Origin of the sequence: Azospirillum thiophilum, from assembly GCF_001305595.1 — a bacterium.
GTDB lineage: Bacteria > Pseudomonadota > Alphaproteobacteria > Azospirillales > Azospirillaceae > Azospirillum > Azospirillum thiophilum.
Window position 1 is genome coordinate 1297967 of the sequence record NZ_CP012402.1, and the last position, 15327, is coordinate 1313293.

The window sequence follows — 15327 nt, forward strand, 5'->3', positions numbered from 1 at the left end:
GCGCCGGGAAACGCTCGGGCGCGAACTCCGGAGGGGGAGGCCGGCTTGCTGGACGGATTTGGCCGGTACGGTGGCCGGAAGCCGGCCCGTCGCCGGGCCGGCCCCTTCCCCTTTCCTGTCCTGGCCGGCGTCAGCTCAACCAGAGGCCGGTGTCGACCGCCCTGATGGTGCGGCCTTCGCGGTAGCCGAAATCCAGGAAGTGCGACAGCGGATCGATTCCGGCGATCGCAACGTCCGGGTTGTCCCTCAGATAAGCGGAGGTGTCCATCCAGGCGGACGGCGTGCGGCCCTCCTTCCAGCCGTAGATCTCGTAGTGCTCGTAGCCGTTGTCGAAGACACCGGCCTGCAAGGCCGCCGCGACGTCGGGGTTGCGCTCGAGATACCAGGCCTCGTCGAACAGCGCGTTCGGGTCGCGGCCCTCCTTGGCGCCGAAGGCCATGTAGTGCTGCAGCCCGCTGGCCAACTCGCCACGCGCCACCGCTGCGGCCACGTCCGGGTTCTGGGCGAGATAAAACCGCTCGTCCAGGGACACGACCCCCAGCCGCGGCTCGGCGAAGCCGTGGGTCTGGTAGTGTTGCAGGCCGCTGGCGAAATCTCCCCGGGCGACGGCCTGCGCCACGTCGGGGTTGGCGGCGAGGTAGGAGACTTCGCTGAACAACCCCATGCCGAATTTCGTGATCGGGGCATCCGGCGCGTCGACCAGTTCCACCCGGTCGTCGAAGCGCAGCAGCTCCACCCCCTGCAGGCTGTCGATACCGAGTACGCCGCTGGTCATGGTCAGCTCGGCATAGGCCCCGCGGGCAAGGACCACGTCGGCGAAGTTGGCCTCGATGCGGACGGCGTCGACGCCCTCATCGCCACGCAGCGTGTCGTTGCCCGTGCCACCCTGGAGCCGGTCATACCCCAGCCCGCCGAACACGAGGTCGTTGCCGGCGTCGCCGTACAGCAGGTCGCGGCCTTCCCGGCTGCCGATCGTATCGTCTCCACCTCCGCCGCGCAGCGTGTCGTCGTCGACGCCCAGGATGATGGTCTGGTTGGCGCTGTCGCCGATCGCCACGTTGGAGCCGGCGCCGCCGCCCACCGTGACCGCGCCGGTGATGACGGCATAGTCCACGTTCTGAAGGTTCACCACCATGCCCGCCGGAAGACTGCGCGCGTCCAACAGCACGGCCGAGGCCTGGCCAGCCGGGGCCGTGCCGGTGATGGTGATCGGCGCGGTCGGCGACACACCCGAAGCCACCGTGGGCGTGACGCTGCGCAGCGTCACCGTGGTGGTGGACGGCAGCAACTGGGTGAGGCCGGCGTTGGGCACGGTCGAACTCGACGGCGCGTCGATGCCCAGCGTGCCGAGCTGGCTGGAGAAGGCGGCGCTCAACTCGCCCAGCGTCATGCCGGAGGTCACGCCGGTGGAGGTCATGCCCACGCCGACGGGCAGGCTGGCCTGCAGCACCGGATCGGCCGCGGTTCCAGCCAGCGGCACATCCGCCAGGCTGGTCTTGGTGTCCGTCTCGGTCCGGTTCTCCGTGACCGATGCGATCACCACGGATTCCGTGGTTCGGCCCATGGTGTCGGTGCCGGTCGTCGTCGTCAGCGGCACGCCGTCAACCACCGTCGTCGGTGCCGGGGGCGGCGGGGGCGGCGGCGGCGGGGGCGACGGGGTGGCATTGACGATCGCCTGCCCGACGAGGCTGGCCATTTCGTTGCCCGCCTCGTCGGACAGGGCGCTGCCGGTCAGCGCGGGATCGTAGCTGAAGGTCACGGTCTGTCCGTGCGACACGGCGGATTCGAGCGTCAGCGTCACCGTGTTGCTGCCCGTGCCGGCGGCGGCGAGGATGGCTCGGGCTGTGCCGTCGACCAGGACGCTCATGCCCGTGGTCTGATGGGGGGCGGCCGCGAGGCTCACCGCCTCGGCGAAGGTCAGGGTCAGCACGGCGCTGTTGACGGAGAGCGCCGCCAGGAGCGTAGGCGCCACCGTATCGACGGTCACGATGAGCGCGCTGGATGCGGAAGAGCTGTTGCCGGCGAGATCGACGGCCGTCGCGGTCAGCGTATGCGCCCCCTCGCCCAGCGAGGCCGGCGAGAGGCTCCAGGCGCCGGTCGACGAGTCGGCCGTGACCGTACCGAGAGCGAGGGCGCCCTCGTACAGGACGATGGTGCTGCCCGCCTCCGCGGTGCCGGCAATCGCCGGCGTGGGGTCGTTGGTCAGCGTGTCGGGGTCATCGGCCAGGTGAAGGCCGGTCGGAGCCGCCGCCGCCGTGTCTATGGTGACGATCAGCCCGCCGGAGGCCGCCGAGGTGTTTCCCGCATCATCGAAAGCCTTGGCGGTGAGCGTGCGCATCGCGTCGGACAAGGACGCCGCCGCGACCGTCCAGAGCCCGCCGCCGCCGGCGACAGCCGTCCCCAAGGCGGTGTCGCCATCGTACAGCACGACCCTGTTCCCGGCCTCCGCCGTGCCGACGATGGTCGGGGTGGCGACGTTGGTCAGGTTGTCGGTGCTGCTGGCGCCGCTGTCGGTCGTCAGGTCGAGGGCACCGGGAGCCGCCGCGACGGTGTCGACGGTCACGACCAGCACGCTGGATGCCGCCGATGTGTTGCCGGCCGCGTCGACCGCCCTGACGGTAAGGCTGTGCGCCGCGTCGGACAGTGCCGAGGACGGGCTTACCGTCCACACGCCCCCGCCGCCGGCCGTGGCCGAGCCGACAAGGGTGCTGCCGTCATACAGCAGCACCGTGCTGCCGGCCTCCGCGGTGCCGGTGATCGGCGGCGTGGCGTCGTTCGTCAGGGTGTCGCTGTCGTCGGCCAGGTCGAGGCCGGTCGGTGCCGTAGGCGCCGTGGTGTCGATGCTGAAGACGAAGGGTGCCGACAGCGGCGATTCGACCCCGTCGGGATCAAGCGCCGTTGCGGTGAAGGTGTAGCTCGACCCGGTCAGGCTTCCGGCGGTGATCGACCAGAGGCCGCTGCCGTCCGCTGTGCCGGTCCCGACGACGGTGATGTAGTCGTACAGCGTCACCACGCTGTTCGCCACCGCCGATCCAATGATGGTCGGGGTCCGGTCGTTGGTCAGCCGGTCCGCGGAGACGCCGCTGTCGGACGCCGGAGCCAGGTCCATACTTGTCGGAGCGGTGCTTTCCGGTGTGATGGTCAGCGTCAGCGCGCTGCTCGCGGACGAGGTGTTGCCCGCCGCGTCCACCGCCATGACGGTCATGGCCTGGGAGCCGACAGTCAGCGTCGAGGTGCTTCCGGACCAGTTCCCGGACGCATCCGCATCGGTCTCTCCAACCAGCGTGCCGTTGGCGAACAGCAGGATATGCGCGTTCGCCTCGGCGTTGCCGGTCAGCACCGGTTGCCGGACATTCGTCACGAGGTTGTTGAGATAGCCGCTGTTGCTGTCGGAACTCAGGACCGGAAGGCCGGGCGCCGACGGTGCGGTGGTGTCGATCGTCACCGCCAGCCCCGAGGCGGAGGTCGCCGTGTTCCCCGCCTTGTCGACCGCTGTGACCGAGAGCTGACGCAGGCCGGAACCCAGCGTCGCCGACGTGATCGTCCAGGCGCCGGAGCCGTCGGCCGTCGTCGTGCCCACCACGCTGTTGCCGTCGTACAGCGTCACCACGCTGTCCGCCTCGACCATGCCGATCAGCGTCGGCGTGGTGTCGGTGGTGAGCAGGTCGTTGCGCTCGGCGCCGGTATCGGATGCCTGGGTCAGCAGCATCGAGCGGACGGGCGTGACGAGGTCGATGGTGACAAGCGGCGAAGCGGACGGGCTGGCGGTGCCGCTGTTGGCACCGGGCGCCACCGCCGTCAACGTGCGGTCGGCCACGCCCAGGTCGCTTGCCGTCAGGGTCCAGTGGCCGTTGCCATCGGCCGTAACCGTTCCGAAGAGGGTGATGCCCTCGCCGGCGAGATTCACACCCTCGTAGAGGGTAACGACGCTGTTGGCCTCGGCGCTTCCGCTCGCCTGCATGATCGAGCGGACGGCCGTGGTCACGTCGATGGTCACGACCAGCCCGCCCGAGGCGTCGCTGGTGTTCCCGGCCACGTCCGTCGCCCTCACGGTGAGCGTGTGCTCGCCCTCCGTCAGCGCGCCGGCCGTAACCGACCATTGGCCGTCACTGCCGGCGGTTCCAAGCCCGACGAAGACGCCGCCATCATACAATGTGATGATGCTGTTGGCCTCGGCGCTTCCGCTCACCGTCGGCGTGCTGTCGGCGGTCAGCCGGTCGCTGTTCGAGCTTCCGAGGTCGGAACCCGCCGTCAGCACCGGCGTGGTCGGAACGGCCGCCGTCGTATCGATCGTGACGACGATCACACCGGCGGCGCTGGTGTTGCCCGCGACATCGACGGCGGTCGCCGTCAGCGAATGCGTGCCGTCGGCGAGTGTCGAGGCGACGGCGATGGACCAGATGCCGGATCCGTCGGCCGTGGCCGTGCCGACATCCTGGCCGCTGACGTCGTCGTGCAGCGTGACGACGCTGTTCGCCTCCGCCATGCCCAGAACGGTGGGCGTGGCGACGTTCGTGATTCGGTCGTTCGTCGCCGCGCCGCTGTCGGATCCGGTGCCCAAGCCCAGCCCGGAGGGCGTGGTCGAGGCAAGATCGATGGTGATGACGAGCGGGGCCGAGGCCGCGCCGGTGTTGCCTGCCACATCCTGGGAAATGACGGTCAGGCTGTGCGTGCCAGCGCTGAGCGACGTCGAACTCATCGTCCAGGCGCCGGCGCCGTCCGAGGTCGTCGTGTTCAGGAGGGTCGCACCGTCGTACAGCGTCACCACGCTGCCCGGCTCCGCCGTCCCGCTCAGCACCGGCGTCGCGCTGTTGGTCACCAGGTCGGCGGTCGAGCCGCTGTTCGAGCCTGCCGTCAGGACGAGCGACGAAGGCTGGGGCGCGGCGGTGTCGATGGTGACGAGCAGGGCGGCCGAGGCGACGCTGGTGGTGCCGAACTGATCGACGGTCGTCGCCGTCAGGGTGTGCGTGCCGTCTCCGAGGCCGATGGCCTGGACCGTCCAGTTGCCGTCGACACCCGCCGTCGACATGCCGACCATCGCCCCGCCGTCATACAGCATGACGATGTTGGAGGCTTCGGCCGTGCCGCGGATCGTCGGCGATGCGACGTTGGTCCGGTCGTCGGTCGCACTGCTGCCGGAATCCGTCGTCAGGTCCAGCCCGCCCGGCGCGGCGGCCTGCGTGCTGATGGTGACGATCAGTTCATCGGAGAGATCGCTGGTGTTGTTGGTGACGTCCACGGCCCTGGCCGTGAAGGTGTGGGTGCCGTCGGCCCGCGTCGGCGTGGTGAAGGACCAGGTGCCGAGCCCGCTTGCCGTGACCGTCCCGACCGAGGCGCCATTGTCATAGAGCGTGACGATGCTGCCCGCTTCGGCGGTGCCGGCGATGGTCGGGGTCGTGACGTTCGTCTTGTTGTCGGTCGTGTCCCGGCCGCTGTCCGATCCGGTGGCGAGAGCGAGCCCGCCGGGCTTGTCGGCAGTGAGATCGATGGTGACCGTGACGCCGTTGACGCCGGGGTTGCCGGCGTTGTCGAAGGAGGAAACCCCGAAATTATAGACACCGGCGGCGAGGGAACCCGACGGCGTGAAGCTCCAGGCGCCGGTGGTGGCGTTCGCGACCACCGTTCCGATGGCTTGGGCGCTTCCCCCGTCGAACGCGCTCGTGATGATGACGGTCCGGCCCGGGCCGAGCGTGCCGGCATTGTCCGTCCCCACGATGCCGCTGAGCGTCGGCATGGTGTCGGAGGTGATCCGGTCGCTGTTGGACGATCCGGTGTCCGAAAGCTGGGCAAGCTCGATCGAAACCGCATCCGGTACGGTATCGATGGTGAAGTTCAGTGCAACGGACGCGGTGCTGGTGTTTCCCGCCACGTCGACGATGGTGGCGAACAGCGAATGCGCCGTTCCGGTGCCACCTGCCAGAGCGGTGGTGGTGATCGACCAGGCGCCCTTGCTGTCGGCGGTGGCGGTGCCAAGCGGCGTCGATCCTTCCAGCAGGGTGACGACGCTCCCCGCCTCCGCCCGGCCGGTGATGGTCGGGGTGGTGGCGGAGGTCAGGTTGTCGCCCGCGAGACCGGTGTCGGAGGCGGCGGCCAGGGCAAGAGCCGTCGGGGCCGCCGCCGTGGTGTCGATCGTGACCGTCAGCGCCGCGGAGGCGGCGCTGGTGTTGCCGGCCGGATCGAGCGCGACCGCGGACAGCGTGTGCAGGCCGTCGGCCAGCGACGGCGTGGCGATCGACCAGGCGCCGCTGCCGTTGGCCGTCACGGTGCCGAGAGCCGTCAGGCCGTCATACAGCATGACGATGCTGTTCGCCTCGGCCGAGCCGGTGATGGTCGGCGTGAAGGCCGAGGTGACGAGGTCCGCCGTCGATCCACTGTTCGAGCCGACGCTGAGCACCGGGGTTCCCGGCGCGCCGGGCGCCGTGGTGTCCACCGTGATCGTCAGTGTCGTGGACGGGTCGCTGGTGTTGCCGGCGGCATCGACCATTCGGGCCGACAGCGTGTGCGCACCCGCGCCCAGCCCACTGGCGGCGATGGTCCAGGCGCCCGACCCGTCGGCCGTCCCGGATCCGATGAGGCTGGAGCCGTCATAGAGCCGGACGAGGCCGTTCGCCTCGGCGGTGCCGGTGAGGGTCGGCGAACCGGTGTTGATCAGCCGGTCGGTGTTGGAGATCCCGCTGTCGACGGCGAGCGTCGGAGTGCCGGGTGCGGCCGCCGAGGTGTCGATCGTGATGACCAGCCCGGCGGAGGCCACCGAACTGTTGCCGGCGCGGTCGACCGCGCTGGCGGTGAGGGTCCGCGTGCCCGGGACGAGAGTCCCGGTGGCGATCGACCAGACGCCCAGTCCGTTCACCGTGGCCGAGCCGTAGCTCACGCCACCGTCGTACAGGGTGACGACGCTGCCCGCCTCGCCGGTGCCGCTGATCGTCGGGTTGACGATATTGGTGACGCCGTCCGCGCTGGAGCTTCCGCTGTCGTAGGCGGCATCGAGGACCGGCGTGCCGGGCGCGGCCGCGGTGGTGTCGATGGTGACGGTCAGCGGCGAACTTGCGGCGCTGGTGTTGCCGGCGGCATCGGCCGCCGTTACCGTCAGCGTGTTCACGCCGTCGGCCAGCGACGCGGTGGTGACGGTCCAGCCCCCGTTGCCGCCCGCGGTCGCCGTGCCGACCGCCGTGGCGCCGCTGTAGAGCGTGACCGTGCTGTTGGCCTCGGCCGAGCCGGACAGGGTCGGAGTGGCGATGTTGGTGAGGCGGTCCGTGTTCGACGCACCGCTGTCGGAACTGGGCGCCAGCGTCACGCCGGTCGGCGCATTCGGCACGACCGTGTCGATGGTGATCACCACGGCCGAGGACAGGTCGCTGGTGTTGCCGGCCGCGTCCATGCCGCGTGCGGTCAGCGTGTGCGTGCCGTTGCCCATCTGGCCGCTGGTGATGGTCCAGAGGCCCGTGCCGTCGGCGGTCGTCGTCCCGCGCAGCGTGCTGCCTTCATAGAGCGAGACGAACCCGCCGGCCTCCGTCGTGCCCGTGATGTCGGGCGTGGAATCGTTCGTCAGGCGGTCGCCGGTGACCCCGGTGTCGCTCGCGGCCGACAGATCCAGCGAGGGCATGGCCGCGGCGGTGTCGATCGTGACGACGAGAGCCGTGGAGGTCGAGCTGTTCCCGGCGAGGTCGGTCGCCTGGGCGGTCAGGCTGTGGCTGCCCGCCGACAGCGAGGGGGACAGCAGCGACCAGTTGCCCAGGCTGTCGGCCTGGACGGTGCCGAACGCGGTCGGGCCGTCATACAGGACGATCGTGCTGTTCGCCTCGGCCGTGCCGCTCAGCGGCAGGATGGAGATGTTGGTGATGCGATCGCTGTTCGAGACGCCGCTGTCGGACGCAACGGCCATGAGCAGGCTGGGCTGCGGGGTGGACAGATCGACCGACAGGACGAGGTTGCTCGACACCGTGGACGTGTTGCCGGCCCGGTCGACGCTGAGCGCCGTCAGGGAGTGGCTGCCCTCGGACAAGGCGTTCGTGGTGAGCGAGAAGGCGCCGTTCGCGTCGGCCGTCGCCGAGCCGACGCTGACGTTGCCTTCATACAGGGTGACGACGCTGAAGCTCTCCGCCGTGCCGACGATCGTCGGCGTGGCGAGCTTGGTCAGCCCGTCGCTGGCGGACTCGCCGGTGTCGTCCCCGGCCGCGAGGGCCAGGTTCGACATCGTGACGTTTTCGGTGTCGATGGTGACGATCAACGGGCCGGACGCCGCGGCGGTGTTGTTGCCCGCCAGGTCGGTGACGCGGGCAACCAGCGTGTGGTCGCCATTGATCAGCGTCCCCGTGGTCACCGTCCAGTTCCCCGAACCGTCGGCGGTTCCGGTGCCGACGAGGGTGGCACCGTCGTAGAGCGTGATGACGCTGAGCGCCTCGGCGCTTCCGCTCACCGTGGGCGTGGTGTCCCTGGTCAGCAGATCGCCGGTCAGGCCGGTGTCGGAGCCGGCGGTCAGGCTCGGCGCCGACGACGGCAGCACGGTGAGGTCGATGTTGACAATGAGGGCCGCCGACACGAGCGCCGTGTTGCCGGCCGGATCCACCGCATGGGCCGACAGCGTGTACAGGCCCTCGCCCAGCGTCGGGCTGGCGACCGACCATTGGCCGAGGCTGTCCGCCGTCGCACCGCCCAGCACGGTGGTTCCGTCAGGGTAATAGAGCGTGATGATGCTGCCGGCCTGGGCTGTGCCGGTGATGACCGGTGCCGTCACCGACGTGACGGCGTCGTTGCCGACGCGGCCGCTGTCCGTCGCCGCCGTCAATGCCAGACCGCCGGGGGTCGGCGGCGTGGTGTCGATGGTCAGCAGCAACTGGCCCGATGCACTGCTGGTGTTGCCCGCGGCATCCACGGCCCGGACGGTCAGCGTGTTCGCCCCGTCGGACAGGCTGCCGGCGGTGATCGTCCAGGCGCCGGTCCCGTCGGCGGTGGCCATGCCGACGCTGGCGCCGCCGCTGTAGAGATGGACGATGCTGAGCGCCTCGGCCGTGCCGGTCACGGTCGGGGTGGCGTCGGAGGTGATGAAATCGCCCTGCGTGCTGCTGTCGGATGCCGAATCCAGCAACGGCGCGGAGGGCGCGTCGGGTGCAATGGCGTCGATGGTGATGATGAGCGGGGCCGAGGCGGCTGCCGTGGCGTTGCCGGCGGCGTCGACGACGCGCGCCGTCACCGTGTGTGCGCCGTTGCTCAACGGCGTCTCGATGGAGTAGACGCCCGAGCCGTTGGCCGTGCCCATTCCGACGAAATTGGCGCCGTCGTAGAGGGACACCACGGCGCCGGCCTCCACCGTGCCGGTGAAGGTGGGCGCGAGCAGGCGGGTCAGCCCGTCGCCCGTCACTCCGGTGTCCGACGCAAGGGCCAGGACCGGCGCGCCGGGCGCGTCGACGGTCAGGTCGACCGTCACCACCAGGGTGCCGGCACCGCTGGAGGTGTTGCCACTGGGATCGACTGCGGTGGCGGTGAGGGTGTGCGTGCCCTCGGCAAAGGCTGTTCCGGTGTAGGACCAGGCGCCGCCGCCATCAGCGACCAGGGTCGCCAGCGGCGTCAGGCTGCCGGACATGCCGTCATAGAGGGTGACGGTGCTGTTCGCCTCGGCCGAGCCGGTCAGCGACAGGGTCGTGGAATTGGTGATGCGGTCCGTGCTGCTGTAGCCGGTATCCGACGCCGCGGTCAGTGCCAGGCCGCTCGGAGCCGGGGTGGACAGGTCGATGGTGACGGTCAGCGCCGCCGAGGCGGCCCCGGTGTTGCCGGCCGCGTCGATGGCCCGCGCCGTCAGCGTGTGCTCGCCTGCGCCGAGCGTGCCTGTCCCGATCGTCCAGACTCCGCCCGTCGCCACCTGCGTGCCGAGCGCGGTGGCGCCGTCATACAGGATGACGGTGGCGCCGGCTTCCGCCGTTCCGGTGACGGTCTGCGTGCCGATGTTGGTGACGTTGTCGCGGGCGCCGCTGTCGTCGGCCGGGTCGATCGAAAGCCCGCCCGGAGCGTCGGGCGCGGCGGCGTCGATGGTGACCGCGAAGGCCGCGGAGGGGTCGCTGGTGTTGCCGACGATGTCGACGAGGCGCGCGGTCAGGCTGTGCGTGCCGCTGCCGAGCGCGGAGCTGGTCACCGACCAGGTGCCGTCGCCGGCCACGGTGGCCGAACCGACGATGTTGGAACCGTTGTACAGCGAGACGACACCGCCGGCCTCCGCCGTCCCCGTGATGGTCGGAGCCAGGGTGCTGGTGATCGCGTCGCCGGTCAGGCCGGTGTCGGATCCGGTCGCCAGGGCGAGGCCGGTCGGGGCAGAGGCCGTACGGTCGATGGTGACGGTCAGGCCGCTGGACGCGGCGCTGGTGTTGCCGGCGATGTCGACCGCCTGAGCGGTGAGGGTATGGTCGCCGGCCGCCAGCGAACCGGTGCTGAGCGACCATATCCCGCCGTCGGAGACGGTCACGGTGCCGAGCGCCGTGCCCCCGTTGTCGCGATACAGCGTGACGACGCTTCGCGCCTCGGCGGTACCGGTGATGGTGACCGCCTCGAGATTGGTGATGCGGTCATTGCCGACCGAACCGCTGTCCGATCCGGCTTGCAGCGCCAGCGCCCCCGGCTGACCGGGTGCCGTCGTGTCGATGGTGACCGTCAGCCCCGAGGAGGTGAGGACCGTCCCATAGGCGTCGATCCTGGCCTGGAGCGTGTGGGTGCCGTCGGTCGTCAGCGTGCCGGTCGACGCGATGGTCCAGAGACCGGTACCGGCATCGGCCGTGCCGGTGCCCATCAGCGTCAGGCCGCTGTAGAGGGAGACCGTCGCGCCCGCGAGCGCGGTTCCCGTCAGGGTCGGCGACACCACGTTGGTGATCCGGTCGTTGGCCACGCCGGAATCGGAGACGAGTTGCAGGCCGCCAGGCGTACCGATACGGCCGGTCACGGACAGCGATGTGGATGTGATGGTTTCGTTACCGGCCGCGTCCAGCGCGCGCGCGGTCATCGTATAGGTTCCGCCGCCGAGTTCCGGCGTGGTGATCGTCCACAGGCCGTCACCGCCGACGGTCGCGATCCCGAGCACCGCCGCCCCGAGGGAGGAGCCGTCATACAGCGTCACGACGCTGTTGGCCTCGGCGGTACCCGAAAGGATCGGGGTGAACTGGCCCGAAGGCCCGGCCGTATCCGCCGTCGGCGCCGACAATCCCGGTCCGGTGCGGTCGATGCTGATGACCAGGCCGGCGGACAATTGGCTGGTGTTGCCGGCCACGTCCACGGCATCGGCGGTCAGGGTGTGGGCGCCCTCGGTAAGGCCGGCGATCGTGGCAGACCAGTTGCCGGAGCCGTCGGCCGTCGCGCTGGCGGTCGAACCGCCGCCATACAGCGTGATCGTGGCGCCGGCCTCGGCCGTGCCGGTGATCGTCGGGGCGGACGCGTTGGTCAGGGCGTCGCTCAGGCTGCCGCTGTTCGTGGCGCCGCTCAGCGCCAAACCGCCAGGGGTGGCGGAGGTCTGGTCGATCGTGATGGTGAAGGCGGCGGAGGCGGCGCCGGTGTTGCCGGCGGTGTCCACCGCCCGCGTGGTCAGCGTGTGCGCCCCCTCCCCCAGGCTGGAGGAGATGACCGTCCAGGCGCCGGAAAGGTCTGCCGTGCCCGTTCCGAGCAGGGTGCCGCCCTCATACAGCCGCACGGTGCTGCCGGCCTCGGCCGTGCCCGCGATCACCGGGGCCGTCACCTGGGTCCGGTTGTCGCCCGGCGTGCCGCTGTCCGAATTCAGCGCGAGCGCACCCGGCGCGTTCGGTGCCGTCAGGTCGACGGTGACGGTGACGCCGCCGCTCGCGACGGAGGTGTTGCCGGCCAGATCGACGGCGCGGGCGGTCAGGGTATGGATGTCGCCGGTCAGCGCGGAGGACGCGACCGTCCAGTTGCCGTCGGCCCCCGCCGTGGCCTGGCCAAGCAGGGTCGAGCCTTCATAGAGAAGGATGATGCTGGAGGCCTCGGCCGAGCCCGTGACCGAGGGCGTCGCGAGGTTCGTCCTCGCGTCGCCGGTGACGCCGGTATCCGACGCAAGCGCCAGAGCCAAGCCGGTTGGAGCGGCGGCGCTCGTGTCTACCGTGACCGTGAAGGCTGCGGAGGACAGGCTGGTGTTGCCTGCGGCGTCGACGGCCTGGGCCGTCAGCGTGTGCGCACCGGCGGCAAGGCCGCTGGTCGCGATTTCCCAATTGCCCTGGCCGTTGGCCGTCACCGTGCCGAGCGCCAGGGCGCCGTCGTAGAGCGTCACGCTGCTGCCGGCCGCCGCGGTGCCGGTGACGGTGGGCGCGGTGAGATTGGTGAGGCCGTCCGACGTGCTGCGGCCGCTGTCGGTGGCGGCGGTCAGCCTCAGGCCGCCCGGCGCGTCCGCCGTGCTGTCGATGGTGACGTTCAGAGTCCCCACGCCGTCCCGCGTGTTGCCTGCCGCATCGCGCGAGCGGGTGGCGAAGGACCAGTCGCCATCCGCGAAGACGGTGCCGGCCGTCACGGTCCAGGCGCCGGTACCGTCGGCGGTGCCCGTTCCCACCACGCTGCCGGAAACCAGAAGATCGATGACGCTGTTCGCCTCGGCCGTGCCGGTGAAGGTCGGCGTCTTGACGTTCGTCAGCCGGTCGGAGGAGGAACTGCCGCTGTCCGACGCCGCCGTCAGCGACGGGGCGGAGGGGGCGACCGGCGGCGTGGTGTCGATGGTGATGGTGAACGGGCTCGAGGCGGTGCTGCTGTTGCCCGCCAGATCGACCGCGCGCGCGGTGAGGGTGTGTGCGCCTTCGCCCAGCGCGCCCAGCGTCAGCTGCCAGACGCCGCTCCCGTCGGCGGTCGCGCTGCCGAGAAGATTGCTGGAGTCCTTGTACAGGCTTACGACGGAGTTCGCCTCCGCCGTGCCGACGATGACCGGGGTGTTGACGTTGGTCAGGTTGTCGCCGAGCGTCCCGGTATCGCTCGCCGTCGCCAGCGCCACACCGGTGGGGGCCGCCACCGCGGTGTCCACCGTGAGCGTGAGGCCGGCAGAGGCCGCGCTCGTGTTGCCGGCGGTGTCCACCGCGCGGGCGGTCAGGGTGTGGCCGCCCTCGGAAACCGCCGACGTGGAGATCGACCAGGCGCCGACGCCGTTGGCGGTCGTCGTTCCGACGCTCGCACCGTCGAGATAGAGGGTGACCGTGCTTCCGGCCTCCGCCGTGCCCGTCACGGTCGGCGCCGTGATGTTGGTGATGCCGTCAGAGGACGAGCGGCCGCTGTCCGACCCCGGCGTGTAGGACAGGGTCGGCGCGGTCGGCGCCGTCGCGTCGATGGTCAGCAGCAGCCCGCCCGACGCCTCGCTCTCCATGCCGGAGGAGACGGTTTTCGCCGTCATCGTCCAGGTGCCGTCGGCGAGCGCCGTGGTCGCCGTGATCGTCCACTGGCCGGATCCGTCGGCGGTTCCGCTGCCCAGCGCGGTGCCGTTGCCATAGAGATTGACGACGCTGCCCGCCGCTGCCGTCCCGGTCAGGGTCGGCAGCGTCGTGTTCGTCTTGAAATCGCCCGGCGTGCCGCTGTCCGAACCGGGGCTGAGAGTGGGGGCCGATGGCGCGGTCACCGCGACCGGGAACACCAGAACCCGCTCGGTGTTGCCGATCTCGATGGCTTGACCGCCCACGAAGACGGTATCGATCCCGGACACATAGACGGTGCCCGAGGCTTCCTCGAACCACACCACGTCGTTGCCGGAGCCGCCGATCAGCGTTTCGACCGCCGACACCGACATGGTCATGCCGTTCACGGCGGCAACGCCGGTCGCGGTCACGACGTCGACACCGGCGCTGCCGACCAGCGTTTCCAGCGCTGCGACCTTGACCGTGTTGCCGCCGGCGCCCAGCAGCACCGTTTCAGAGCCTGTTTTCCCGATGATCGTCTCGATCGCCCTGACGCTCATCGTGGCGCCTGTATTCCCGAGCACCATCAGCGCGTCTTCGCCGGCGGTGCCGATCACCGTCTCGAGCGCCTCCACCTGCATGGTGTTGCCGACGGTGTTCCAGGCGATGGGGCCATCGCCAACGATCGGCGTTCCATCCCGGAACGTCATGGTGACGACGTCCTTGCCGCCACTGCCGATCAGCGTGTTGAGGCTCGCGACCGTGACGGTGGTGCCGACATCCATCAGGATGGCGGTGTTGCGGGAACTGGTTCCACCGACGATGGTGTCGATCATCGACACGGAGACAGTACCGCCGCCCGACCTCAAGTCGATCGAGCCGGTCTTATAGCCCATCGTGAAGACATCGGTGGCGCTGCTGCCGATCAGCGTCTCGATGAAGCTGGCGCCGATGGTGCTGCCCGTGGAGCCGAGCAGGACGGTATCCCCGGCCTTGGAGCCGTTGCCGAGAAAGACCTCGATGCCTTTGACGTAGACGGTGTTGTTGCCGCCAGAGACGGTCGCTATGGCATCCACGCCTGACGTGCCGATCAGCGTCTCGACCGCCGTCACGACGGTGGTGGTTCCCACCTGGCCGCCGGCGCCGAAATTGATGACGTCCTTGCCGGCGCTGCCGACGAGCGATTTCAGATAGGCCACCGACATCGTGTTGCCGGCGTTGCTCGTCAGGACGATCAGGTTGGTGCCGCTGCTGGCGCCGATGAAGGTCTCGATCGACTCCACCGCCATGGTCGTGCCGGTCGATGTGCCGGTGACACGGTCGTTGCCGCCACTGCCGATCAGCGTCTCCAAACCCGAGACGGTGATGGTGTTGCCGCCCGCGCCCGCCAGTATGATGACGTCCTTGATGACGCTGCCGGGAGAGTTTTTGCCACCGGTGATGTGATCGAGGTTGGTGACCGCAATGGTGTATCCCAGGGAATTCAACACCGCGCCACGCGTGCCGAACCCCTTGATCCCGGACCAGGACTCCGTTTTGGAGAAAATATAGTCCGAACCAGCGCTCAGGGTCAGAGTAGAACCGGCAGGCATAACAGTCCCCACTTGAAAGCTTCCCGGCAGGAAGCTTGACGATCACGACTTCAAGACATGCATCGCGCGAAAAGATCCGTCCTTTGGCGTAGTCCGGAGTCGTTTAATTTTTCCCAAAGGACGGACCGTAGCAACCCTAAGAGGCGGCGCCCAAAGGAGTCCAGGCTTAAAGTCGGTCGATTTGTGACAATAAACTATATTAACGATTCATTAATGCATATTAACAAATATTAAAGAATGGATTCAATGGATCGGAACACAATAAAACTTCCCATCAGATTGCGACCTCTTGATTGAAGAATTGTATAGTCTATATTTTTTTTCAAGCGGGCAGGCGCGGACATGGGAGCAAGGAGGGAGTAACGTCTGCACCAAGCTGG

General features: G+C 69.5%; 1 protein-coding gene. It reads right to left on the reverse strand.

Features of this window, described 5'->3' with window-relative positions; genetic code table 11:
• Positions 1–130: 130 nt before the first annotated feature.
• Complete coding sequence (locus AL072_RS19225; RefSeq protein ID WP_045582735.1) at positions 131–14842, reverse strand: Ig-like domain repeat protein; 14712 nt, start codon at positions 14840–14842, stop codon at positions 131–133.
• Positions 14843–15327: the final 485 nt, after the last annotated feature.